The 23,230-nt window shown below is 58.8% G+C and carries 23 protein-coding genes; 4 read left to right on the forward strand and 19 right to left on the reverse strand.

Annotation, left to right across the window (positions count from 1 at the left end):
- Positions 1-202: 202 nt before the first annotated feature.
- Positions 203-1,633 (forward strand): aminotransferase-like domain-containing protein, encoded by a 1,431-nt coding sequence (locus tag AB4Z35_RS01725; protein ID WP_442095810.1) that lies wholly within the window; start codon positions 203-205, stop codon positions 1,631-1,633.
- Between the two features lie 123 nt (positions 1,634-1,756).
- Here AB4Z35_RS01725 and AB4Z35_RS01730 read toward each other — a convergent pair whose 3' ends face one another.
- The 10 genes from AB4Z35_RS01730 to AB4Z35_RS01775 all read right to left on the reverse strand — a co-directional run bounded on the left by AB4Z35_RS01730 (position 1,757) and on the right by AB4Z35_RS01775 (position 11,069).
- Entirely contained in the window at positions 1,757-2,557 is an 801-nt protein-coding gene (locus AB4Z35_RS01730; protein ID WP_442095811.1) for an N-acyl homoserine lactonase family protein, read from the reverse strand.
- Between the two features lie 14 nt (positions 2,558-2,571).
- On the reverse strand, positions 2,572-3,531 hold the full coding sequence (locus AB4Z35_RS01735; RefSeq protein WP_442095812.1) for a diiron oxygenase: 960 nt from the start codon (positions 3,529-3,531) through the stop codon (positions 2,572-2,574).
- 67 nt (positions 3,532-3,598) lie between these two features.
- Positions 3,599-4,357: a TauD/TfdA family dioxygenase gene (locus AB4Z35_RS01740; RefSeq protein WP_442095813.1), complete on the reverse strand. Its 759-nt coding sequence runs from the start codon at positions 4,355-4,357 to the stop codon at positions 3,599-3,601.
- Positions 4,358-4,378: 21 nt separating this feature from the next.
- A complete protein-coding gene (locus AB4Z35_RS01745; protein ID WP_442095814.1) occupies positions 4,379-5,251 on the reverse strand; it encodes a branched-chain amino acid aminotransferase in 873 nt (290 codons plus the stop codon).
- A gap of 31 nt (positions 5,252-5,282) precedes the next feature.
- Entirely contained in the window at positions 5,283-6,623 is a 1,341-nt protein-coding gene (locus tag AB4Z35_RS01750; protein ID WP_442095815.1) for a KamA family radical SAM protein, read from the reverse strand.
- A 32-nt stretch (positions 6,624-6,655) separates the two neighbouring features.
- Positions 6,656-7,300: a glutathione transferase gene (yfcF, locus tag AB4Z35_RS01755; protein ID WP_442095816.1), complete on the reverse strand. Its 645-nt coding sequence runs from the start codon at positions 7,298-7,300 to the stop codon at positions 6,656-6,658.
- Positions 7,301-7,531: 231 nt separating this feature from the next.
- Complete coding sequence (locus tag AB4Z35_RS01760) at positions 7,532-8,017, reverse strand: cupin domain-containing protein (protein WP_008000709.1); 486 nt, start codon at positions 8,015-8,017, stop codon at positions 7,532-7,534.
- 84 nt (positions 8,018-8,101) lie between these two features.
- A complete protein-coding gene (locus tag AB4Z35_RS01765) occupies positions 8,102-8,596 on the reverse strand; it encodes a RidA family protein (protein ID WP_007986839.1) in 495 nt (164 codons plus the stop codon).
- Positions 8,597-8,644: 48 nt separating this feature from the next.
- Entirely contained in the window at positions 8,645-9,925 is a 1,281-nt protein-coding gene (locus AB4Z35_RS01770) for an ATP-grasp domain-containing protein (RefSeq protein WP_442095817.1), read from the reverse strand.
- A gap of 43 nt (positions 9,926-9,968) precedes the next feature.
- Positions 9,969-11,069: a hypothetical protein gene (locus AB4Z35_RS01775; RefSeq protein ID WP_442095818.1), complete on the reverse strand. Its 1,101-nt coding sequence runs from the start codon at positions 11,067-11,069 to the stop codon at positions 9,969-9,971.
- 148 nt (positions 11,070-11,217) lie between these two features.
- On the opposite strand from AB4Z35_RS01775, the gene AB4Z35_RS01780 reads away from it, so the two are divergent.
- Positions 11,218-12,636, forward strand: a complete 1,419-nt coding sequence (locus AB4Z35_RS01780; protein WP_442095819.1) for an aminotransferase-like domain-containing protein — start codon at positions 11,218-11,220, stop codon at positions 12,634-12,636.
- A gap of 506 nt (positions 12,637-13,142) precedes the next feature.
- Positions 13,143-13,421, forward strand: a complete 279-nt coding sequence (locus tag AB4Z35_RS01785) for a DUF3077 domain-containing protein (RefSeq protein WP_442095820.1) — start codon at positions 13,143-13,145, stop codon at positions 13,419-13,421.
- A 91-nt stretch (positions 13,422-13,512) separates the two neighbouring features.
- Here the strand turns inward: AB4Z35_RS01785 and AB4Z35_RS01790 are convergent, their stop codons facing one another.
- The 7 genes from AB4Z35_RS01790 to cyoA form a co-directional block, all read right to left on the reverse strand.
- Positions 13,513-15,024 carry a Fic family protein gene (locus AB4Z35_RS01790; protein WP_116581019.1) on the reverse strand — a complete coding sequence of 504 codons (1,512 nt, stop codon included), beginning with the start codon at positions 15,022-15,024 and terminating at the stop codon, positions 13,513-13,515.
- Between the two features lie 78 nt (positions 15,025-15,102).
- Complete coding sequence (locus tag AB4Z35_RS01795; protein ID WP_442095821.1) at positions 15,103-15,294, reverse strand: hypothetical protein; 192 nt, start codon at positions 15,292-15,294, stop codon at positions 15,103-15,105.
- A gap of 223 nt (positions 15,295-15,517) precedes the next feature.
- Positions 15,518-16,405 carry a heme o synthase gene (gene cyoE / locus AB4Z35_RS01800; RefSeq protein WP_007986830.1) on the reverse strand — a complete coding sequence of 296 codons (888 nt, stop codon included), beginning with the start codon at positions 16,403-16,405 and terminating at the stop codon, positions 15,518-15,520.
- Positions 16,406-16,416: 11 nt separating this feature from the next.
- The gene (cyoD, locus tag AB4Z35_RS01805) at positions 16,417-16,755 is read right to left on the reverse strand and encodes a cytochrome o ubiquinol oxidase subunit IV (RefSeq protein WP_108229076.1); all 339 of its coding nucleotides are present in this window, start codon (positions 16,753-16,755) and stop codon (positions 16,417-16,419) included.
- Positions 16,756-17,382: a cytochrome o ubiquinol oxidase subunit III gene (locus AB4Z35_RS01810; RefSeq protein WP_008000700.1), complete on the reverse strand. Its 627-nt coding sequence runs from the start codon at positions 17,380-17,382 to the stop codon at positions 16,756-16,758.
- A gap of 3 nt (positions 17,383-17,385) precedes the next feature.
- Positions 17,386-19,416, reverse strand: coding sequence for a cytochrome o ubiquinol oxidase subunit I (cyoB, locus tag AB4Z35_RS01815; protein ID WP_442095822.1), 2,031 nt, complete (start codon positions 19,414-19,416; stop codon positions 17,386-17,388).
- 3 nt (positions 19,417-19,419) lie between these two features.
- Positions 19,420-20,355, reverse strand: a complete 936-nt coding sequence (cyoA, locus tag AB4Z35_RS01820) for a ubiquinol oxidase subunit II (protein WP_442095823.1) — start codon at positions 20,353-20,355, stop codon at positions 19,420-19,422.
- 27 nt (positions 20,356-20,382) lie between these two features.
- Here cyoA and AB4Z35_RS01825 point away from each other — a divergent pair, with 27 nt between their 5' ends.
- Entirely contained in the window at positions 20,383-20,643 is a 261-nt protein-coding gene (locus AB4Z35_RS01825) for a hypothetical protein (RefSeq protein ID WP_007970369.1), read from the forward strand.
- A 551-nt stretch (positions 20,644-21,194) separates the two neighbouring features.
- On the opposite strand, the gene AB4Z35_RS01830 is transcribed toward AB4Z35_RS01825, so the two are convergent.
- Positions 21,195-21,704, reverse strand: a complete 510-nt coding sequence (locus AB4Z35_RS01830; RefSeq protein WP_442095824.1) for a disulfide bond formation protein B — start codon at positions 21,702-21,704, stop codon at positions 21,195-21,197.
- 201 nt (positions 21,705-21,905) lie between these two features.
- Positions 21,906-23,087, reverse strand: a complete 1,182-nt coding sequence (gene hmpA, locus AB4Z35_RS01835) for an NO-inducible flavohemoprotein (RefSeq protein ID WP_116260398.1) — start codon at positions 23,085-23,087, stop codon at positions 21,906-21,908.
- Between the last annotated feature and the right edge of the window lie 143 nt (positions 23,088-23,230).

Raw genomic sequence — 23,230 nt, forward strand, 5'->3', positions numbered from 1 at the left:
AGGTCCTCAGCGACTGACTCAAGAGCCCCGCCATCAGAGCGGGGCTTTTTATTGCCCGTGATTCGGGCAAAACCGCGATTACTCTTCCAGTATCGACGCAGAACACCACTTCCCTTCACCCATGAGCACCACGGGTCCGCCTGCGGGGAGCGTCAACTCACTTTCCAGCCCAGACCTCGGTGGTGCAGCTGCCGAGGTCATCATGAACACGACCCCTTTGTATCGCCAACTGGCCAACCACTACCTGGACGCTATCCGCAGCGGCACCTTGAAAACCGGTGAACGCTTGCCCTCGATCCGCTTGATGATGGAAAAACACGCCGTCAGCCTGTCAACCGCCGTGCAGGTGTGCCGGGAGCTGGAAGACTATGGCGTGCTGGAGGCCCGGCCACGCTCCGGCAACTACATTCGCCAGCCCGACACCCTGCCCAAGCCCGCCCCGGCTGCCTCGGTGCCAGCGCTGGATACCAGTGCCTATGTCGGCATTCATGAACAGGTCTCAACGGTGCTCAAGGCCAGTCAGCGGGCGACGATCAAGGTCAACTTCGCCAGCGCCTACTGCGCGCCGGAGCTTTATCCGCTGAAGACCTTGCAGGACAACATGATCAAATCCCTACGCTACGACGCCCGCCTGCTCGGCACCGCGGGCTCGACCAGCGGCAACAGCGCATTGCGCAACATCCTGGCCCGGCGGGCACTGGCCAGCAAGACCCACCTGGCCCCCGAACGGATTGTGATCACCAACGGCGCCACCGAAGCGATCAATCTGGCCTTGCGTGCGGTCACCCGTCCCGGCGACACCGTGGCCGTGGAGTCGCCGACGTTCTACGGTCTGCTGCAAATTCTCGAAAGCCTGAGCCTGCGGGTGCTGGAAGTCCCGGCCTCGGCCCACACCGGGCTCAATCTGGCGGCCCTGGAACTGCTGCTGCATGGCCCGGAACGGGTCAAGGCATTGATCGTCATCCCCAACCTGCAAAACCCGCTGGGCAGCATCATGCCCGACGCCAACAAGGCAAGGCTGGTGAAACTGTGCGCCGAGCACAACACCGTGCTGATCGAGGACGACACCTACGGCGACCTGGTGGACACCGAGCAGCCGCTGTCCACGCTCAAACACTGGGACCGCACCGACAACGTGATCTATTGCGCCTCGCTGAACAAAACCCTGGCACCGGGCATGCGCCTGGGCTGGATCAGCGCCGGCAAATGGCACGACCGCGTGGAGATGCTCAAGCATACGCAGTCCCGGGGTTGCGAAGCGTTATCGCAATTGGCGGTCAGCGAATTCATGCGCACACCGTCCTACGAACGTTACCTGCGGCGTTTGCGCAAAACCCTGACCGTACAACGCGCGCAGATGAGCGCGGCGATCACCCGTTATTTCCCCATCGGCACCAGTGTGACCCATCCGCAAGGCGGCACGCTGTTATGGGTGGAGTTGCCCCGCCGGCATTCATCCATGGCGTTTTTTCACGAAGCGCTGAAGATCGGCATCCAGATTTCCCCTGGGGATATCTTTTCCAACACCGAGCGTTTCGATCACTTTGTGCGCATTGGCTGCGGCGCACCGTATTCGCCGCGGATTGATGAGGCACTGCAGACGTTGGGGCGCCTGCTCCAACATCAGGGTTGACCGCGAGCCTGTGGGAGCGAGCTTGCTCCGGGCGGCGATCCGACGATGGCGGTGTGTCTGTCACATCAATGTTGGATGTGCCGCCGTCTTCGCGAGCAGGCTCGCTCCCACAGGGGGTTGTGGTCAGTTCGGGGGTTGATGCAGGCAAACGATATGCGGGTCGTCATTCCAGTGCGGGAAACGCTCGGCGATCAGCGGGTCGTGGCCGGGGATGACGTGGTCTTCGCCATCGGCCAGGCGGTCGATCTCGGTGAAGGCTTCGAGGGTTTGCGCCAGGTCATCAAGGATCGGAAACGGACTGCGCTCACGAATGTTGACCCACAGGTGCGCGGCATCCGAGGCCAGTACAATCCAGCCGCGCCCGGTCGCCACCCGCACCACCTGACTGCCGGGCGTATGCCCGCCCACCGGGTGCAGGGTCACGCCGGGAACCACCTCGACGACGCCCGTGTGCAAGCGCATCCGCCCTTCGAACAAGGGCGGCAGCGCCGACATCACGTCCTCGACTTCATAGGTTTTGTTCACCGTGCGATGGACCATTTTCGGCCCGGTGCAAAAACGCAGTTCCGCTTCCTGCAAATGCACGGTCGCCTTCGGGAACAGCCCGAGGTTGCCGGCATGATCCCAGTGCAAATGGGTCAGGATCAGGTGTTCAACCTGCGCCGGATCGATGTCCAGTTGCCGCAGGGATTCCTCCGGCAGGCGGTACATCTGACGATTGCGACGGTCCGCCGTGGCCGGTTGGAAACAGGTGTCGACCACGATCACCTGTTGCTCGTTGCGGATAACCCAGAAGTAGTAATCCAGTGGCATCGGCGCATTCGGATCACCGCAGCAGGCGTCGTAGAGAAAGTTCTCCCGGGCGGTGCGCTGGGCGTTTGCGCCGACACGGATGGCGAACACTTCGTACACAGAAACGGACATAGACACCTCCGGGCTCAGGCGGCCGCCGTGGTTTTGAGGGTCGGACGGAAGTCGAAATCGATCTGCTCGCTGATGCCCAGGTCCTGTGCCAGCTTATGCAGGCCGCTGTAGTCGCGCATGATGGTCGCGTTCTTGTTGCTCTCGCGGGTGTCGGCAATGATCAGCGCCGCATCCTCGACCCCGAGTTGCGTCAGAATCGCCTCCCACATCGAGTAGTCCTGAGCGATAAAAGCACTCAGCGCCACCGACAGATTGCGTGCGAAAAACTCACGCTGGGTCGGCTGCATGTTCGCGTACATGACCTTCGCCACTTCGGCCAGCACCTTGCTGTGGGCATACTCGTCACGGTTGTGCAACTCGGCCACCCGACGGTTCTGCGGCTGGATGGTCTGGTCGTCTGCCAGCAGGTCCAGATAGGCGTTGACGCTGATCTCGGCCACCACCGCAAAAGTGATCGACGCCAGATCCCGCTGCCATTGCTCGGGCAGCTCTGCATGCAAGGCCTTGAGGCGCAGGTAGGTGACGGACGGCGGCAAGTCCAGATCCTGATCCAGTGCCCGCTCCAGTCTGGTCCGTTCGATGGCGCGCAGGTGCATCAGCGTGTGGTAGTGCTCGTCGATCAGGGTCTGTTGCATGGCCTCGCGAAAATGCCAGTCGTCCTTGCCCAGATACTGATTGGCGATGACGCTGAGTGCCGGGTTGACCACATGTTCCTCGGCGGTGACGGTGCGCAGGTTGTAGCCGATCCAGCCCCAGGTCACCACGCTGCTCTTCAGCTCGTCACTCAAGGCCTGGAATTTCGGGTGATGGAAAAACGGCACCATGCACTCCGGGTAATCCGGGCGCAGCGGGTCGAACGCTTCAATGATCTGGGCCCTGTCCGGCGCACAAACGGAGGCGCGCCTGGTCCAGGCCTGGTTGAGCCGCACGATCAGTTGATGATCGACCTGGGCGATCTCGATTGCTGTTTGCATGACGCGATACCTGTAAGGCGCGTACCCGCCAGGGGGTACGCCAAAAGAATGAAGGGCGACGGAAAAATCAGGCCAGCCAGTAGCGGGTCAGGTGGCGCGCCGGGTCAGTGTAACGACTGCGGGCGTGGATCATTCGCCAGTTATCCCAAATCAGCAGGCATCCGTCGGGAATCAGCACCGGAACGTTGTGCTCGACGAAGTACGCTTCGCCGAGCACGGCAAACCTGGCCAGTGGCGAGGTGCTGTTGGCGACCCGGGATTGCTGCAACGCCTCCTTGGACGGATTCACATCGCCGTAGTGAAACTGGTTGTAGCTGAAGCGGAAAATATCCCCGTCCTCCGTAGGCGTGAGGATGTATTCCTGGACCCGCCGTTGTCCCGGTTCGCCCGGTTTGGCGGTGGCGACAAATTCTACCGGCGTGTCATCCAGCCATTCGCGCAGCTGCGGCTCGCTGCGTTCGAGGAAGCGGAGAAACTCATAGCCGTCCACCAGGCCGGTGTGCCCGCCGCCACAGGTCGCCTGTTTATGGCAATGCAACGCCAGGTAGCGCGGCGGCGGCCCGTACACCGGCGCCTCGGTGTGCGGGCCGATGCCGTTCATGCTCTGGGAGTACGGCAAGTCTTCGTAACCCGGTTTGCGGGTAATGGGAAAAGCCATCTGGCCGTTGAACTGCGGAATGATCGGACCGAACTCTTGCAAGGTGCCTACGACATCATCGGCAAATTCGTCCGGAGTCAGCACCGTCCAGCCCAACGTCGACAGTTCTTCATGACGATGGCCGAGCGAAATGTAAGGTTGAGACGCAACAATCCCTTGATCTGACATGGTGAGATTCCTGGCAGGTGATCAGGCGTTTACGGTTGAGGTGTAGGCGGCAATGAAGTCACGGCAGGCATCGCCCGGTCGGTAGCGCTGCTCATCGATGCTCTGCACCGGGGTGATTTCGGCTGCGGTGCCGGTGAGAAAACACTCGTCGAAGTCGCCAAGCTCCGTAGGCAAAATCGTGCGTTCGACGACCTGGTAATCCAGCGCTTTGGCCAACTCGATCACGGTCTGCCGCGTGATGCCGTTGAGGAAGCAATCCGGTATCGGGGTATGCAGGGTCCGGCCTTTGACGAAGAACACATTGGCGCTGGTGGCTTCGGCGACATGGCCGCGCCAGTCGAGCATCAAGGCGTCGTGGTAACCATTGTTCTCGGCGTCGTGCTTGCTCAGCGTGGCGATCTGATAATGCCCGGATGCCTTGGCTTCGAACGGGCTGCTGCTCGGTGGCGGGCGGCGCCAGCTCGCGGTTTTCAAGCGGATGCCAGCCATCCGCGCCGCTGGGTCGAAATAGCTCGGCCACTGCCAGCAAGCGATGGCCACGTGCACACGATTGAAACGCGCCGAGGTGGAGATCATTTCACTGCCGCGCCAGGCCACCGGGCGCAGATAACCGTCGACGACCTGGTTGCGTTGCAGCAGTTCATGGCTGGCCGCTTCCAGTTCAGCCAGTTCATGGGGAATGACAAAGTCCATCATTTGCGCCGAGCGATACAGCCGCTCACTGTGCTCGCGCAGCTTGAAAATCCTGCCGTTGTAGACCCGTTCGCCTTCATACACGGTGCTCGCGTAATGCAGGCCATGGGTCAACACATGCAACTGCGCCCGGGACCACTCGACGAACTCGCCGTCGAGCCAGATAACGCCCTGGCGTTGATCAAACGGGATACTGCTCATGTCCATATCTCCCCATTGCTCATTATTTTTCCTACGCCGTTTCCAGCAACACGGGTATCAATTCGGGCACCGCTGCGGGCTCGCTCTGAAAGAAAAACGCACGCTCGCCGAATGCCGGCTGCAAGTCGTCGAACCAGGTCACCTGCGGATCAAAGCGCGCATAGAACGTGCGCAACACCCATAACGGATTGCGCGCCTGGAGGAACTGCAGGACGAAGACCTTTTCCCCGGCGACGGTCTCGATGCCGTTGATCAACACTTTGCCGTAGAAGGTGCTCATGGACGGCCCGCGCACTGTGCGCGCCAGCCCGGACACCGTGCGGTACGCCGCCTGGAAGATCTCGAAGGCCCGGGCCAGCGGCATCGCGAAGTAGTGGCTGGGGCCGGTGTCACGCTCGACGAACATGTAATAAGGCACGGCCCCGAGCCGCACGCCTTCGGTCCACAGCTCGGCCCAATCGGCGGGGTTTTCGTTGATGTGGCGGATCACCGGCGCCTGCATGCGCACCGTCGCGCCCGTCGAGCGAATGCGCTCGATGGCCTGGCGGGCGATGGCCTGGCGGATCTCCACCGGGTGGTTGTAGTGGCCCATGATCGACAGGTTTTTTCCCGCCGCGACGATGCGCCGGAACAGCTCCAGCAACTCAGGCGCATCCTTATCGCTGACAAAACGCTGCGGCCAGTACGCCACGGATTTGGTGCCGATGCGGATGCTCTTCAGGTGTGGCAAATCCAGCAGCGGCTCGATGTAACCGGCCAGCGAGCGGGTATTCATGATCATCGGGTCGCCGCCGGTAATCAGCACGTCCGTCACTTCGCTGTGCACCCTCAGGTAACTCACCAGCTCCCGGGATTCACGGGCGTTGAACTTGAGCTCTTCTTCGCCGATGAACTGCGCCCAGCGGAAACAGAAGGTGCAGTACGCGTGACAGGTCTGACCGGCGCCGGGGAAAAACAGCACGGTTTCGCGGTACTTGTGCTGGATGCCCGACAGGACTTTTCCGTTGAGGGTGGCAACGTTGTGGGTCAATTGCCCGGCCGGATGAGGATTCATGCGCAGCCAGATCGCTTCGATCCGGCGCTTGATCGCCGCGCTGTCATCCTGCTCGATCAAGTGTTTGAGCGAGGCATATTCCTCCGCCAGCAACATGTCCTTGTGGGGAAAGGTCATGCGGAAAACCGGATCGTCCGGAATGTTGTTCCAGTCGATCAGCGTGCCCAGCACGTATTCATTGGTACGAAATGGCATGACCCGGGCCACGACGGTCATGGCCTCCTGCAACGCCGGCGTCAGCTTGTGCCAGTAAGGTGTGTCGCGGATGGTGCGTGAGTTATAGGGTTTGTAGCGTTCGTGCTCCGACAGTCCTTGCATGACCGCGCTCCTGGTGATTGCCCTGAGAGTTGTTACGCGATGGCCGGCGCTTTGCGCTCTATGTCCATCCACGCCCGGACGCTGTCGCGGTCCCACTGGCGACGCACATAGGCTGCGAGCCGGGCAGGCACCGGATCGCCGTTGGCAACCAGTCGGTTGAGCATGATTGCCAGGTCGGTGTCGGCAATGCTCCAGTCACCGAACAGATGCTCGGCGCCCTCTTCCAGTAAATGGTCGGCGACGAAGTACAAACGCTCGACGGCGGCTTGGGCATCGGCGCTCAGGGGCGCATCTTTTTTACCGAAGTACACCAGGTCAAACGGGCGCTCCTTGCGCACCACCAGCAAGTCACTGCGCAACCAGGCCTGCAATTGACGGGCACGGGCGCGCTGCTGGAAGTCCTGCGGATAAAGTTTTTTATGCCCCGGAGAGAGTTCATCGAGGTATTCGGCAATCGCCGAGGATTCCGACAAGGCAAAACCTTCGTGAACCAACGTTGGAACTTTGCATGTCAGCGAAAGATCACGATAACTCGCCAAATAGTTGTCGCGAGTTTTCAGATCAACCGTAACCAGTTCAAATGAAAGTTGCTTTTCCTTGAGCGCCACAAAAGCCGACATTGCAAAAGCACTGACATAATCAGCACCGATGTACAGTTTTAGCTTCCTGTTTTCCATAGAACACTCCATTCACCAACTGCAGGGATTAACGTGCATTTGAAGTGATCGTAGTTAGTTGAATGAAGGCTGAATAGATACAGAATTTGTTCGTTTGAATCGATACAGAAAGTTGTTATTTACCGGCAGACACGCCGCCAAAACCGCTGCAAAAGGGGATACGGGGGCAGGCCTGTAAAACAAAAAAGGGAGCCAACGAAGGTTGGCTCCCCGGGCAGATACGGTGGGAAATTACGGCTGGGTGGTGATCAGCCCATGGCTGTCGGCAAAGTTCGAGAGCAGTGCCATTTGCGGCATGTTGCTCATGTTCAGCATCGCCAGAGGCTCGTGTTTGCTGGTGTTGACGAAGCCATGCCTGGTCCAGGCCGGCACCAGCAGCACGTCGCCGCTGCTGACGTTGACCTCATCGGCATCGCCGAGGGTCAGCACGCCGCTGCCGCACTGGATGACGAACAGATGCCACCAGGAATGGGCATGGCCGTTGAGCGTCACACCTGGATTCAGCCATTGCATGGCGATCGCCATCCCAGGCGTCACTTCACAGCCCTCAATGCTCTTGTCGTGAGCCAACGCTACAATATCAACGTCACTGGCTTCAAGGGTTTGACGCAAACCCGCCAGTTCGGTGCCTTTCCACACCTTGGGGCCTGGCGGTCGATGATGCAGACTCTGGCGAAAATCCTTATATGAAAAAAACGCACCTTGAAAGTTATCCATTCGCACGTCCTTTCTTTTTATTCCCCATACTTTAGCGCTGAACCTTAAGTTAACGGTTCAGCGCTGTAAAGTCGGGGGAATAATTTATAAAACCGATGGGCGCAAGGCGGCGATCATGTCCACTTCAATCGCGGCATTCTTGGGTAACTGATACACACCTATCGTGGTGCGTGTATGTTTACCGGCATCGCCCAGTACATGGCTGAACACATCCGAAGCGCCGTTGGCCACTTCGCTCAAATCGACAAAGTCCGCCGTGGACTTCACATAGACCGTTACCCGGATCAATGACTTGATCTTGTCCAGCGAACCAATGGCATCGACGATCAGCGCCAGGCCGCGCATCGCGCTGATGCTGGCCGCCGCTTGCGCATCGGCCATGTTGAGGTCCAGCCCGACCCGGCCGGGGTAGTGGATCTTGCCGTTCATGCGCGGCACCAGGCCGCTGATGTACAGCTCATCGTGATGACGGATCAGCGGCGCGTAATGCCCGCCGGCGGTGTTTTCGCCGTAGATGTCATAACCAAACTCTTTGGCCAGGGCGATGAAGCGTTCATCGCAGGTCATGTGCTGGATCATTGATCGAACCCTCTTAATCAGTAATGCAAAAACCTGGTGCTTGCGGGCTCAGCACACGGCGCGGGTGGCCGGTGACAGGCAAGTCACCTCGATGCGTGACTCAATCGACTCGGCCAGACGCAACAGGTCGTTGCTCAGTTGTCCGTAGTGTTCGTTGAACAACACGATGTGGCCGATGAATGAGAAATTGTCTTTGACCAGCGCGCTGACCGAGTCGCCGATACGTTTGGCGTACTGCCCTTCCACCAGGTCGATACGCAGTGCGCGGGCCAGGACCCCGATGTCAGGCGTGGCACGCAGGATCCCGCCGGTCGGTGCCCTGAGCAGGCGAATGCCGCAGTAGCCGCGAGCCACTGGCTCATGCTGTTCGGTCCGGCCTTCCACCGCCCAGCGCACCCAGCGTTCCCACGGATCGAAATTGACGAAGGCTCGTTTGGCCAGGTCCCAGATGTGCATGCCGCCGGGACGCATGTTGGTTTCCACGGCGGAGGTCAGGTTGTCGCTGCGCAGGAACACCTCGTTGTGCCAGGCCCCATTGTCCTGGGATACCAAACCCGACATATGCCGACCGGCTGCCATCAAACGCGCCTGTACCTGTGCCGGAAGCGGTGCCGGTACGACTTGCTGGATCTCCGCGCGGTAGGCGCCTTCGGTGGTGGTTTTTTCAGTCACCCAGGTGCTGCCGGCCACGTAGTCCCAGCTGTATTCGCGGGCGTTCTGCACCAGCTCTTCAAGGACGATGCCGCCTTCGCGATAAGGCTTCAGGGCGAGCCAGGCGTCATCGCATTCCGAAGGGTGATGGATGACGCGACAGCCCCGGCTGGCGCCTTCGCAGGCCGGTTTGATGAAGGCCGTGCCGCCCAGTTCGACGACGCGCTGGCGCAGTTCCGGCAGGCTTTCGACTCGTGCGGAAAACACCGGTCGGTATTCTTCAGGGGAGGTGCCGGCCGCCGCTTCGAGCCGGCGAAAGATCTGCTTGTCCAGCCCCGCCCGCGCTTCGTCCGGGGTAATGCCCGGCAGGCCGAAGTGGCTGGCCAGCGCTGCACCAAGCAGCACGCCGCGATCGGAGAACGGTAGTACGCCGATCAGTTTCCAGTTGTCGGCATTCAGGCACCCCACCACCAGTTCAAGGGACGCCGCCACATCTTTCTCGGCCAGCGAAGTGCTGCAGACGTGATCGGCCACCTGGTCGTCATGGGGCTGAATTTTCTCGACCAGCAGGATGAGCCTGGCGTTGTAGAGCGACTTGCACAGCTCGCGCAGTTTCTGGATGTCGTGAACCCGATTGCCGTTGTAACCGACCACTACCACGCATGAAGTCGTATTCATTAATGCCCCCGACCTGCAAAGTGAAAACCGCAACGGCGATGACTCAGTCATGCAACGACGCATTGGATTTACGGTTGAGCCAGTACCAGGCCAGGATCCCTCCGCCACCGATAACGGCCAGCACCAGCGCGTTGTAGGGCGCAGGCACCACCCGCATGATCAACACCGTCAACCCGGCCCCGACACCCAGGGACACTTCCTTGACGAACATGTTGTTCTGCTTGACCGAGAAGTAATCGAGGTAGCTGAAGGCGCATTCGGCGATGGACAGCAGCGCCACCCAGATCAGCGCCCCGGCGAGGGTTTCGACATGGAACGCGGCGGGCGAAGACAGCACGGCAAAGCCGCCGACGATGATCCCGATCACCGCCACGACCTTGAAGCGCCCGGTGCGCTCGATCAGCTTCATCACCGGCACCTGGGCAAACACCACCACGGCGCTGTTGAGGATCAGCATCAAGCCGTACCAGGCCGGCAGCTCGCCGGTCTTGAGCAGGATCGCTTGCGGCAGGATCGAGAACACCCCGAACAGCTTGATGCCCATGATGATCCCGGCAATCACCCAGGGCAGTTTGTTGCCCCGGTTGCTGCCGGCCTGACTGGCCGGGCGGGCTACCACCGGCTCGCTGGTGAAAGTCGCGCCGAGGGCGATCGGCAGGCACAGCAACACGAACGCTGCCGCACCGAGGAAAAACATGGTTGGCGTGAGCAGTGGCGACAACAGGATCAAACCGGCCACCAGGCTGCCCATGTTCATGGCCACGCGGTTGTAGGCTGCACCTTCCTTGGTCTGGGCCGCTTCGCTCTTGATCAGGTAACCGGCAATGGCAATGCCATAGGCAAACAGCGCGGCAGCAAACATCACCATGCCTTGATGGCTGGTCAGCGCCAGCAGCACCAGGCCAAGGCCGGCACACAGCAGCGTGACGCTCAGGGAGCGACGGCCGAGTACCAGTAAAGTCAGGGGCAACAGCAGCAACAAGGCGCGATATCCGAGGGCCAGAATGCTGTTGGTGGCAGTGTCGAGCCAGACGTTGGCCTTACCCAGCACCGCGAACAGCGAGACAGCGGTGATGATCCGGATCGTGAACAAACGCAGGTTGATGACCGGTTTGGCGACCGCGACCGTTGTTTCGACACCCATGCAACACCTCATGAACCACGCGATTGCCGCCCGGCAAAGGTCGACCATCAGAAAAGTCTGTAAGGGCATGGTAGAGAGAGAGGCTTGTCCTGATCAGAGCAAGTTCGTATAGAATCCAACGAACTTTACTGCCGGAGAGACCAGTAAAATGCAGGTTCAACGTGCAGTCATAGCCGCCATTGAATTCCAGCCCGGCGTGCCGCTGGTGCAGCAGATCGTCGATCAGCTGACCCAGGCCATCAGCACGGGTGGCCTGCCCCACGGCGCCAAACTGCCGCCGATTCGTGAACTCTCCGACTTGATGAACGTGGGTAAATCCACCGTGGTCGATGCCCTGGACCGCTTGCGTGCCAAGGGTCTGGTGGTGTCGCGCCAGGGTTCCGGGCATTACGTGCATCGCTCCAGCGCCGCGCTGCAAAGCGGCACCGGCCCGGACCTGCAACCCCAGGACACCCTCAGCGTGGTGCGCCGCGCACTGCTGCTGGACAACGGCGCGCTGCGCCCCGGCTGCGGTTTTCTGCCGACCTCCTGGCTGCCCGCCGAAGAATTGCAGAAAGCCGTGCGCAGTACCCTGCGAGCGACGTCCTTGCGCATGGGCGAGTACGGCGTGGCTGGTGGTTATCTGCCGCTGCGCCAGGCTTTGCGGGTCAAACTGGCGACTTTCGGCATCGAAGCGCCGGTGGACCAGATCATCACCACCGCCAACACCATGCAGGCCATCGACCTGCTGATGCGCCTGCTGGTCAAACCCGGCGACACCGTGCTGCTCGACGACCCCTGCTACTTCAACATGCACGCCAACCTGGCGCTGCACGGGGCCAAAGTCATCACCATCGCCCGGGATTGCGACGGCATGGACCTCGACGCTTTCGAGCAACTGCTGATCGCCCACAAACCCGTGCTGTACATGACCAACAGCACACTGCATAACCCCACCGGCCACTCGTTCACCCCGGCCCAGGTCTACCGCTTGCTGGAGCTGAGCCACCGCCATGGTTTCCACATCGTCGAAGACGATCTGTATTGCGACATCCAGCAACGCCGCACCCCGCGCCTGGCCGCCAGCGGGCTGGACAACGTGAGTTATGTCTCCGGTTTCTCCAAGACCCTGACCGCCAACAGCCGCGTCAGCTACACCGTACTGTCACCGCAACTGGCGGCACGCATGGTCGCCCTGAAAATGGCCTGCGGCGGGGTGACGTCGGAACTGGCGGAGCAGATCACCTGCACCATGCTCAGCGACGGCAGCTATGCCAAGCATGCGCGGCGCACGGTGGACCGGTTGTATGAATCCAATAGCCGAGTGGCGAGTTGGTTGGCGGAGGCCGGGTGTTCACTATCGTCGCTACCCGGCGAAGGCGTGTTTATCTGGGCGCGGTTGCCGGATGGATTGCATGCCGAGAACCTGGCTCGCCAGGGGCTGGAGAACAACATGGTATTGGCGCCGGGCACCTTGCTGAGCAAAGGGCCGAATGCCAGTCAGTTCCTGCGCTTCAACGTGGCGCACAGCGACAGCTTGCAGGTGCGCGAGCGGTTTTTCCGGTTGCTCGATAAACCACTTAAGTAACTGACTGCTCTCAATCCTGTGGGAGCGGGCTTGCTCCGGGCGGCGATCCGACGATGAGGCCGTCACATCCAGCATCAATGTTGCCTGACACACCGCCTTCGCGGGCAAGCCCACTCCCACAGGGGTTGTGGTGTCCCGGTCATCCCCGGCCAGCAGATCGCTACGATTGCCGACTCCATCCTTGCCGGTTAACTTCGCCCGGTCGCTGCCAATTCAGCGACCGGGCCTGAGAACCCGGGTAAACTGCACGCGCACTAGCGCCCAAATCACGATTGTTGGCGTTTTTTTATGCCCGCATTTCGTGCAATGGCGGCTGTGCGTGGGAGACCTTCGGGTCTGCCGGGTCGTGCAACCGGTTTCTCAGCCTGCGCATAGCTGCCACCCATTCGCCTGAGAACGAACGTGGCGGCTCTACTTTGATTTCTGGAGTATTGCCAATGCACGCTAATGATCTGTCCACTTCACCGGTCATCCCACATCACCTGACCTACAGGAGGTGAAGCCCAATGACCAATCCCCAAGACCTCAAAACCATCGGCCTCACCCCATTCTCCTACCACGCCAACGAACCACTCTTGCGCATCAACGCCGGTGTCCCGGTGATCGAAGCCCTCTACCACGCCTCCGACCTGCTCCACCTCGCCAAATTGCTCGCCTCAGACGCCGCCATGGTCCGCGACTCCGACCGACACGCCTGGGCCTCGCATTTTTTGCAGGACATGAGCAAAGCAATCATCGATGACGTGGTGAAAGTGCTCGACGCACCGTGTAACAACCGCGTTTGAATGAAAAAGCCCCGCGCTTCTAGAGAAACGTGGGGCTTTGAATGTTCGTGTCGTGCCCTGAATCATACTTACTAGTGCAGCACTCTAGTCGCTACTCGACAGCAGTTTCAGCTTGTAGTTTTTCCTCTTCCTGCGCCCTAAGCAAGGCTTGCGTGACCTGCTCGATGTAGTCAAATACTTCTTCCTGAACCGAGTACTTGAATTGCTTACGGCGGTGCTTCGACACCATGCCATTTTGCGCTAGGCACATCATCGCCAGGTTGGACAAGTCACTGCCCCTGACGTCGTAGCGCTCATCGACTGCCTTGACGATCTTGTCGTAGTTTTCGAGAAAAACAGTCTCCTCACGCAACTCAACTTCAAGCGCTCGCTTGGCCATTTCCAGAGTAAACCGTACGCCTGGCGTGGCATCCCAGAAACGATAGATTGCCGGATGCCCCGTGAAGTTGAACGACAAGTTTCCTTGATCAATCCATCGGACGTCCCAGAACTCACGCGCAGGACGAGAGAACTCCTGCAAGGTTTCCAGATACAGACGCTCTTCTCGCTTCATTGCAACCGATACGGGGAGCAGAAAGCCGTTTTCCAAAGCACCTGCACGGCACAGTGTCTGATGGATGAGAAAGCGAGAAAGTCGACCATTTCCATCCATGAAAGGGTGTAGGAAGACGAAACCGAATGAAATGACTCCGGCGGCAACTAGTGGGTCAACGTGCTTTGTCGCTTCATTTCCCAAAGCCATAAGCTGATCCATCAGCTCCCGACACAGATCAGGTGCAGGCGGAACAAACGTTACACCCGCAGCACCTTGCAGACCATTTGCCAAGTGGTTCTGCTCATGGCGGAACGCAGCAGCCATATCATAGGGATTGGAAATCGTCGCATTCTGGAGGGTCACCAAATAATCCTCGCTCAATGGAATGCGTTCATGCGCCTGTCTGAGCAATTGAATAAAACGTCTGGATTTTTCCTCGCTCGGCGAATCCTTCTCGATGGCAAACGAGTCCCGGGTTTCATTCAGGTAGGCCCAGTTGATCGCTCGATCCATCATTCCTGATGGCAGGTTCTGAATGAATTGCTGGGCGCGCGCAAGAATATCGTGCTCTAGCAGAGCAGTGATTTGAGGTGTCCGTTCAACCGTCGCGCAGTAAGCCAAAGTGCCAATACCGTTGAACTCCACACGCCAGCGAGAGTTGCGCTCCCCTGGCATCGTCAAATACTGTTTCGGGTCGAATAAAGGGATGAAGCTACCCTTTACTGGAGAGTGCTGAGTCAAGCCTTCGCCAGTGAACGCTTCGTAAAGGAAACAAGCCTTGCGGATGTAGATCCCGTTCGGAGCTTTTTGCAATTCGGCCTCAAGTGCTTGTGCCGGAATCTGAGGTAACGCTTGGGCTAGAATGGTGAGGTTGATGCCTTCATGCTTCAAGGCGAAGAGCACATGCCCCAACAGATCGTCTGAAGCAGGGGCAATCCCAGGTGGAACTGCCAATGTGTCACCGATTCGCTCAAGCCGTGTAACGGGCTGCACCTTGGCGGGCTGGCGCAAAGGAAAGGCTGAAAGCTGCAGCGTGTCTTGCAGGCATGCGTACCCAGCTGAACTCATCGCGCAGATCCTCCTTTTGATCAGGCCGGACATTTTTTCTTTAGTCGGCCAATAAAATCTTAATATTCCAAGATTATCTCAATTTTTTCTTAAGTCGCAGTTTAAATGCTTGTCGCCTGGAAGCGCATGCGCCTGGAGTTCTTGCGTACCCATATCAGCGATTTGCAAGTCTTCCACCGCATTGCGGCCCTTCATAAACATGGCTTCGCGTTGAACGCTCATTTCTTCAACGCCCTGTATCAACTCGTCAAACAGGTTCCGTTCTCTCATTCATCCCTCCTCTAATGTCATCGAAGACGTATACGTCGCCGATGTTGTCTGCCCTACTGATCTATTAATGGGTGGATAGAGACCCTACCCGAGCAATGCAGGTGCCGGCGTTAGGACATTTCCCAAATGCCATACTCCGTTTTCCGAAATGACTAAAATCCCCCCAAACAAAAAACCCCGCTCTTCTCTCGAAGGCGGGGCTTTTCGTTACAGCATCTAAACCTTAAGGCGCGTACGTCAGCAGCAACTCCGTCGGCACTTTGAAGTCCAGGGACATCATCACGCTCAACGCGGTAATGGTGAAGATCGAGAACACGAACAGCTTGCGTGCCCAGACCGTGTCATCCACTGCCTTGTAGCCGGTCCAGGCCATGTACAGCCAGTACATGCCCATGGCCGCGGCGACGGCGAGGTAGCTCATGCCGGCGTAGCCGCTGAAGGTCAGCATCAAGGTCGCCACGAGGAAGGCCAGGATGTAGATCAGGATGTGCTTCTTGGCCACCTGGATGCCGCGCTTCACTGGCAGCACCGGAATCGATGCAGCCAGGTAATCGTTGAAGCGGAAGATCGCGATGGCGTAGGAATGAGGCATCTGCCATAGGCTGAACATCACCAGCAGGGTCAGCGCGGCCATGTCGAAGGTGTTGCTCACTGCGACGTAGCCAATCACCGGCGGCATGGCGCCCGACAGACTGCCCACCAGCGTGCCGTGAACCGACTTGCGCTTGAGGTACAGGCTGTAGAAGCCGACGTAGATGACGAAGCCGATCACCGCAAACAGCGCGGCCAACGGGTTGGCCACCTTGTACAACAGGGCAACGCCGGCGACACCCAGGACGGTCGCATAGATCAGGGCCAGTTTCAGGGAGATCAAGCCCTGGACCAGCACCCGGTTCTTGGTGCGTTCCATCTTCAGGTCGATGTCGCGGTCGATGCAGTTGTTGAACACGCAACCGGAGGCAACCACCAGGGACGTGCCGATCATGGCGGCCAGGAAGATGGCCAGATCGACATGCCCTTTGGAGGCCAGGAAAAATCCGCCTGCCACAGAAAGCACGTTACCGAAAATGATCCCCGGTTTGGTGATTTGGATAAAGTGCTTGAGGGACATGCGGATTTACCTCACTTCGCCATCATGAACGTGTGGATGCTGAACATGATCCACAGCGACAAGCCAACCAGCAGGACAATCACGATCGCGGCGAAGACAAACGCAATCACGTTGTTACGCTGCGCGGCCGAACGGTCCAGGTGGAGGAAGTACACCAGGTGCACCAGCACCTGGATGACTGCGAACGCGACGACGATCATCAGGGTGATCGACTTCGGCAGCGTCGGGTACATCACCAGACCGAATGGAATCAGGGTCAGGATCACCGACAGGATGAAGCCGATGGCGTAGGACTTGACGCTGCCGTGACCGGCGTCGTCGTGGCCATGGGAATGTGATGCGTTAGCCATTTACATAGTCCCCATCAGATAAACAACGGTGAATACGCAGATCCACACTACGTCCAGGAAGTGCCAGAACAGGCTCAGGCAGCTCAGACGGGTCTTGTTGGTCGCCGTCAGGCCTTTTTTCTGCACCTGGTACATCATGATCGCCATCCAGATCAGACCGCTGGTCACGTGCAGACCGTGGGTGCCGACCAGGGTGAAGAACCCGGACAGGAAGCCGGAACGGTTAGGGCCGTAGCCCTCGGAGATCAGCATGTGGAACTCGTTGATCTCCATGCCGATGAAGCCGGCACCGAACAGGAAGGTCATGGCCAGCCAGCCCAGGACCTGCTTCTTGTTGCCACGGAAGAACGCCAGCATGGCGAAGCCGTAGGTGATCGAACTGAACAGCAGCAGAGCGGTTTCGCCCAGTACGTATGGCAGTTCGAAGATGTCGTGGCCCGACGGGCCACCCGCTACGTTGTTAACCAGTACCGCGTACGCCGCGAAGATCGATGCAAACAGAATGCAGTCGGTCATCAGGTAGAGCCAGAAACCGTATACGGTCATCTCGCCCGAGTCGTGGTGATGGTCATCATGCCCATGTCCATCGACATGGGTGTGTCCAGCATTGGTCACTAAGTTCGACATGGTTTAAGCCTGTTCCAACGAGGTTTCAACACGGGTGGCGGTGGCCGGGATTTTCCCTGCCGCAACCAGACGCTTGTGCTGCTCGGCTTCGATGCGCTCGATCACGTCGACCGGCACCATATAGCCTTGATCATCACGGGCCGCGTGGATCGCGAAGTAGATCACGGTGCCTGCCAGGCTAGCGATTGCCAGCCACCAGATGTGCCAGATCATCGCGAAACCGAACACGGTCAGCAGCGCGCCCATCACCACACCGGTAGCGGTGTTGTTTGGCATGTGGATCGGCTCGTACTTGGCCGCAACCTTGTACGCGGTGCCGTTTTCCTTGGCTTCGGTGAACGGGTCGACAACGTCGGCTTTTGGCAGCACGGCGAAGTTGTAGAACGGAGGTGGCGACGAGGTCGACCATTCCAGGGTGTGTGCATTCCACGGGTCGCCGTGTTCGCACATGTTTTCCGGCTTGTTGCGGTCACGCACGCTGACGTACAGCTGGATCAGCTGGCAAGCGATACCCACGGCGATCATCACCGCACCGAACATGGCGACGTACAGGTACGGCACCCACTCAGGGTTGGTGGTGGCGTTCAGACGACGGGTCATGCCCATGAAGCCCAGTGCATAGAGCGGCATGAACGCGACGAAGAAGCCCGAGATCCAGAACCAGAATGCAGCCTTGCCCCAGCCTTCGTGCAGCTTGAAGCCGAACGCTTTAGGGAAGTAGAAGCCGAAACCGGCGATGTAACCGAATACTGCACCGCCGATGATCACGTTGTGGAAGTGCGCGATCACGAACAGGCTGTTGTGCAGAACGAAGTCGGCACCCGGGATGGCCAGCAGTACGCCGGTCATGCCGCCGATGGCGAAGGTCACCATGAAGCCCAGAGTCCACAGCACCTGGCTGGTGAAGCGCAGACGGCCCTGGTAGATGGTGAACAGCCAGTTGAACAGCTTCACACCCGTCGGGATGGAAATCAGCATCGTCGCCAGACCGAAGAAGGCGTTGACGCTGGCACCCGAACCCATGGTGAAGAAGTGGTGCAGCCAAACCATGAAGCCCAGGATCGAGATTGCGCCCGATGCGTAGATCATCGAGTGGTGGCCGAACAGTTTCTTGCCGGTGAAGGTCGAGATGACTTCGGAGAAGATACCGAACGCTGGCAGGATCAGGATGTACACCTCAGGGTGACCCCAGGCCCAGAACAGGTTCACGTACATCATCGGATTGCCACCAAGTTCATTGGTGAAAATGTGGAAATCCATGTAACGGTCAAGCGTCAGCAGCGCCAGGGTAGCGGTCAGGATCGGGAACGAAGCCACGATCAGGACGTTGGCCCAGGTGCAGGTCCAGGTGAAGATCGGCATGTCCATCAGCTTCATGCCAGGGGTACGCATTTTCAGCACGGTGGCCAGGAAGTTGACCCCCGTCAGCGTCGTACCCAGACCCGATAGCTGTAGCGCCCAGATGTAGTAGTCCATCCCCACGCCAGGGCTGTACTGCAGGCCCGACAGTGGTGGGTAAGCAACCCAGCCGGTCTTGGCGAATTCGCCGACGCCCAGGGACAGGTTGATCAGCACTACGCCGGAAACCAGCAGCCAGAAACTCAGGGAGTTCAGGAACGGGAACGCAACGTCACGCGCGCCGATCTGCAGCGGCACTGCAAGGTTCATCAGGCCGGTGAAGAATGGCATCGCCATGAAGATGATCATGATCACACCGTGAGCGGTGAAGATCTGGTCATAGTGTTCAGGTGGCAGGTAGCCAGGCGAACCCTCGGTGGCCATGGCCAGTTGGGTACGCATCATGACGGCGTCGGCAAAGCCGCGCAGCAGCATGACCATGGCGACGATGATGTACATCACGCCGATTTTCTTGTGGTCGACCGACGTCAGCCACTCGGTCCACAGGTAGGTCCACTTCTTGAAGTAGGTGATTGCAGCGAACAACGCCAGACCACCGAGCGCGATCATGGAGATGGTCACCATGACGATCGGCTCGTGGAACGGGATCGCTTCCCAACTTAATTTACCAAACATCGTTTACTCCTCTGCCCCGGCAGCTGAATGCGAGTTCATGTCCGTAGCGGCCACTTCTTTCTCTTTCTTCTCGTGGTGCACCTTAGGACCCGGTTTCATGCCTTCGTACTTGTCGACGATGGTCTGGAACAGGTTCGGCGTCACCGAGGAGTAGAGCTCGACTGGGTTGTTCTGGCTTGGCTTGGAAAGGGCTGCGTATTCAGCTTGTTCAAGCTGTTTAGGTGCCTTTTTGACTTCGCTTACCCAGGCGTCGAATTCTTCCTGAGTCGTTGCGATCGCTTTGAATTTCATGCCGGTGAAACCAGCGCCGCTGTAGTTGGCGGAGATACCGTCCATTTCAGAGTTCTCGTTGGCGATCAGGTGCAGCTTGGTCTGCATGCCCGCCATCGCGTAGATCTGGCCGCCCAGAGCAGGGATGAAGAACGAGTTCATCACGGCGTCGGAAGTGATCTTGAAGTTGACCGGGGTGTGCGCCGGGAACACGATCTTGTTGACCGTGGCGATGCCTTGTTCCGGGTAGATGAACAGCCACTTCCAGTCCAGCGCGACCACTTCGATGGTCACCGGCTTCACGTCGGATTCCAGCGGCTTGTACGGGTCAAGGGCGTGGGTCGACTTGTAGGTGACGTAACCCAGGGCAATGATGATCAGCACTGGAACGGCCCACACCGCGATCTCGATCTTGGTGGAGTGGTTCCATTTCGGGGTGTAGGTGGCGTTGGTGTTGGACGCGCGGTATTTCCAGGCGAACAGGAAGGTCATGACGATGACCGGAACCACGACCAACAGCATCAGCAGCGTTGCGGTGATGATCAGGTTTCGCTCGTCCAGACCGACCTGGCCCTTGGGATTGAGCAAGGTCATGTTGCAGCCTGACAGCAACAACGTGCCGATCAGCGGCAATAAGCCTAGTAGTCTGGGGTACCTGTTTTTACTCATCTCACGACCTCTAAAGCAGCTTGCGCAATGCAGTTGGGTTTTGATCGCCAACACTTCACCCTGCCAAGGGTTGGCATTTTTCTTGGATTGAATAAGGGCATGCCCGTCGTGCGTCAGACGCTTTACGACAAATCCCGGGCCTGCGGTGAGTTCTTATTCGAATTCGTGGTCAAAGGCCTTGTTACAGACCAATTCCATTTGGTGCGGGTAGTTGGAGGCTCCGACACCTGGGCATCGCATGAAGCCACCAGACCTCTCGACACCCTGTTTCTGCTCACGCCTGGTTAAGATTTGAGCAGTGCCGGGAATTCAGTGCGGGCGATTGTAGATATGTAACGTTTTATAAACCATGTCTCATCCCGAAATAATTTTTATCCGAACCGGCAACAATCATTAACCGCTTTCGCAAAAGTGGCGCATCTTATCGAAATTCATTCTCAACAAAAACACCAAAAAAAGTAGGTCTTCCACCCACAGTTCAGACAGTATCGGGTCCCTCTTCACTGCCCTTGAGCGTGCCCGAGGCCCGATATGACGGGGGCTCTGGCTATTCGCCAGACCGTGTTAAAACTGCCTGTTTGTGCTCGGAACGGAAAAAACCGGGAGCCTGCAAAACAGCCCAATTTCGTTACGTTTCCATGCACCAATCCGGCCTCCTCGAACGCCCTGCGACACCGACTCTGTGACAACATGTCGCACATGTGTCGCACCCTTGGCTGTCGCACATCACGGTCATTTTACCTGGCCTCTGAAATGCGCTCCGCAAGACAAAAAAAGCCCCGGTCCTCTCTGCGAGGACCGGGGCTTTTTTGTCCGACAATGCGTGGCGGCAGATGACCTCAGAGCAGCGCTTTGCGGTTACGCGACGTCAACAGCGGCACCAGCACCACGATCAGTACGAAGGCCACCAGCGCCCACTGCGCCAGCGACAGACCGAGGATCGGCGGATACGGCGTGGAGCAGAAACCATCGACCTGGAAGCCCAGCGGGAAGATCTTCGCCAGCGGCAGACCATCGACAATCGGTTGCAGCACATCGATGCCGCAGCTGACCGCCGGATAGAACTGCGTATAGACGTGATGCCCGGCAACGCCGACGCCGGCCAGTGCGCAGATCACCACCAGGGTTTCAAACACCGTGATGCTGCGACGGTTGCGCATGGCCGCGCCGATGAAGGCGAAGATCGCGATCAGCAGCAACGCATATCGTTGCAGGATGCACAGCGGGCAAGGTGCCTCGCCCAGGACAATTTGCATGTACAGCGCGCCGCCGATCAGCGCCAGGCAAATGATGCCCAGCAACACCAGATAGCGCCGCTCACGCCCCAACCGCATGGTTTCCTCGCTCATCGCGTTTCCCTTCAAAATATCGATTGCCCGCCAGTCTACACGCTGGCCCGGACCTTTGAGAGTCTGGAGCATGTCAGGGGGATTCGGGGGAATAGACGATAAGGCGGTTAAGAAGGGATTAACTTTCGAGCGTTTTTTTTCAATTCAGGACCGCAGTGCGGCATTCGCGGGCAAGTCGGTCCCCCGAGTCGCCGCAACCGCTTACTCCAACGCCGCTGCCGGCCCGAAGAACTCATAGCGGCTTTGCTTCTCCGGCACGCCCAGTGCCTTGAGGTGGCGCTTGATGGATGCCATGAAACCTTTCGGCCCCAGGAAGTAAACATCCAGGTCACGCTGCTCAGGCAGCCATGCATGCAACTGCTGTTGGCTCAACAAACCGACCTTGTGTGCCGCCGGGCTCACGCCGTCGTCCTCGGAATAGCAATAAAAGCGCTTGAGTTGCGGATGACGCTCGGCCAGGCCGTCGATCCAGTCGCGGAAGGCATGAACGCTGCCGTTGCGCGCGCAGTGGATAAAATGCACCGGCCGCCGGGTCTCCAGCGCCGCTTCGAGCATCGCCAGGGTCGGGGTAATGCCGACGCCGCCACTGATCAAGACCAGCGGTTTGTCGCTGGCGGTCAGGGTGAACTCGCCCGATGGCGGGAACAACTGGATGCTGGCGCCGACATGCATCTGGTCATGCAGGTAGTTGGACGCGCGACCACCGGCTTCACGCTTGACGCTGATGCGGTACCGGCCTTTGTTCGCCAGCGCCGACAGCGAGTAGTTACGACGGATCTCTTCACCGTCGAGGATCAGTTTCATGCCGATGTACTGGCCGGGTTCTGCCGCCAGGATCGGGCCTTTGTCGGCGGGTTCGAAGTAGAACGAAGTGATCTCGGCGCTCTCCTCGACCTTGTCCACCACGATGAACTCCCGCGCCCCGCGCCAGCCGCCGTGGGCCTGTTCTTTTTGGTCGTAGACGCTGGCTTCGGCACCGATCAGGATGTCCGCCAGTTGCCCGTAAGCCGCGCCCCAGGCCGCGATCACTTCAGGAGTGGCGATCTCTTCGCCCAGAACTTCGGCGATGGCCCGCAGCAGGCAGGTCCCGACAATCGGATAGTGTTCCGGCAGAATCTGCAGGGCCACGTGCTTGTTGATGATCTTGGCCACCAGGTCGCCCAACTGGTCGAGCTGGTCGATATGGCGCGCGTACATCAATACGCCGTTGGCCAAGGCACGCGGCTGGTCACCACTGGCCTGGTGGGCCTGGTTGAACAACGGGCGAACTTGCGGGTATTCCGAGAGCATCATGCGGTAGAAGTGCGTGATCAGCGCTTCACCACCGCTTTCGAGCAGCGGTACGGTGGATTTGACGATGGCACGGTCTTGAGCGCTCAGCATAAGGTAACTCCTGGTCTTCTTGAGTTGCTAACGGATTACCCTATGCTTATCAGCTTCCATGCCAACTAATTAATCGTTATAAATCAGTATGTTAATAACAAGATAGTCATTTAGACACTACCTGATTTATAGTCATATCGACT

This window comes from Pseudomonas sp. KB_15, assembly GCF_052114525.1.
Taxonomy (GTDB): domain Bacteria; phylum Pseudomonadota; class Gammaproteobacteria; order Pseudomonadales; family Pseudomonadaceae; genus Aquipseudomonas.

Excerpts from the sequence above, each read along its gene's own strand:
- AB4Z35_RS01725 (WP_442095810.1), top strand. The coding sequence starts at position 203 with ATGAACACGACCCCTTTGTATCGCCAACTGGCCAACCACTACCTGGAC.
- AB4Z35_RS01730 (WP_442095811.1), bottom strand. The coding sequence starts at position 2,557 with ATGTCCGTTTCTGTGTACGAAGTGTTCGCCATCCGTGTCGGCGCAAAC.
- AB4Z35_RS01735 (WP_442095812.1), bottom strand. The coding sequence starts at position 3,531 with ATGCAAACAGCAATCGAGATCGCCCAGGTCGATCATCAACTGATCGTG.
- AB4Z35_RS01740 (WP_442095813.1), bottom strand. The coding sequence starts at position 4,357 with ATGTCAGATCAAGGGATTGTTGCGTCTCAACCTTACATTTCGCTCGGC.
- AB4Z35_RS01745 (WP_442095814.1), bottom strand. The coding sequence starts at position 5,251 with ATGAGCAGTATCCCGTTTGATCAACGCCAGGGCGTTATCTGGCTCGAC.
- AB4Z35_RS01750 (WP_442095815.1), bottom strand. The coding sequence starts at position 6,623 with ATGCAAGGACTGTCGGAGCACGAACGCTACAAACCCTATAACTCACGC.
- yfcF (WP_442095816.1), bottom strand. The coding sequence starts at position 7,300 with ATGGAAAACAGGAAGCTAAAACTGTACATCGGTGCTGATTATGTCAGT.
- AB4Z35_RS01760 (WP_008000709.1), bottom strand. The coding sequence starts at position 8,017 with ATGGATAACTTTCAAGGTGCGTTTTTTTCATATAAGGATTTTCGCCAG.
- AB4Z35_RS01765 (WP_007986839.1), bottom strand. The coding sequence starts at position 8,596 with ATGATCCAGCACATGACCTGCGATGAACGCTTCATCGCCCTGGCCAAA.
- AB4Z35_RS01770 (WP_442095817.1), bottom strand. The coding sequence starts at position 9,925 with ATGAATACGACTTCATGCGTGGTAGTGGTCGGTTACAACGGCAATCGG.
- AB4Z35_RS01775 (WP_442095818.1), bottom strand. The coding sequence starts at position 11,069 with ATGGGTGTCGAAACAACGGTCGCGGTCGCCAAACCGGTCATCAACCTG.
- AB4Z35_RS01780 (WP_442095819.1), top strand. The coding sequence starts at position 11,218 with ATGCAGGTTCAACGTGCAGTCATAGCCGCCATTGAATTCCAGCCCGGC.
- AB4Z35_RS01785 (WP_442095820.1), top strand. The coding sequence starts at position 13,143 with ATGACCAATCCCCAAGACCTCAAAACCATCGGCCTCACCCCATTCTCC.
- AB4Z35_RS01790 (WP_116581019.1), bottom strand. The coding sequence starts at position 15,024 with ATGAGTTCAGCTGGGTACGCATGCCTGCAAGACACGCTGCAGCTTTCA.
- AB4Z35_RS01795 (WP_442095821.1), bottom strand. The coding sequence starts at position 15,294 with ATGAGAGAACGGAACCTGTTTGACGAGTTGATACAGGGCGTTGAAGAA.
- cyoE (WP_007986830.1), bottom strand. The coding sequence starts at position 16,405 with ATGTCCCTCAAGCACTTTATCCAAATCACCAAACCGGGGATCATTTTC.
- cyoD (WP_108229076.1), bottom strand. The coding sequence starts at position 16,755 with ATGGCTAACGCATCACATTCCCATGGCCACGACGACGCCGGTCACGGC.
- AB4Z35_RS01810 (WP_008000700.1), bottom strand. The coding sequence starts at position 17,382 with ATGTCGAACTTAGTGACCAATGCTGGACACACCCATGTCGATGGACAT.
- cyoB (WP_442095822.1), bottom strand. The coding sequence starts at position 19,416 with ATGTTTGGTAAATTAAGTTGGGAAGCGATCCCGTTCCACGAGCCGATC.
- cyoA (WP_442095823.1), bottom strand. The coding sequence starts at position 20,355 with ATGAGTAAAAACAGGTACCCCAGACTACTAGGCTTATTGCCGCTGATC.
- AB4Z35_RS01825 (WP_007970369.1), top strand. The coding sequence starts at position 20,383 with ATGCAGTTGGGTTTTGATCGCCAACACTTCACCCTGCCAAGGGTTGGC.
- AB4Z35_RS01830 (WP_442095824.1), bottom strand. The coding sequence starts at position 21,704 with ATGAGCGAGGAAACCATGCGGTTGGGGCGTGAGCGGCGCTATCTGGTG.
- hmpA (WP_116260398.1), bottom strand. The coding sequence starts at position 23,087 with ATGCTGAGCGCTCAAGACCGTGCCATCGTCAAATCCACCGTACCGCTG.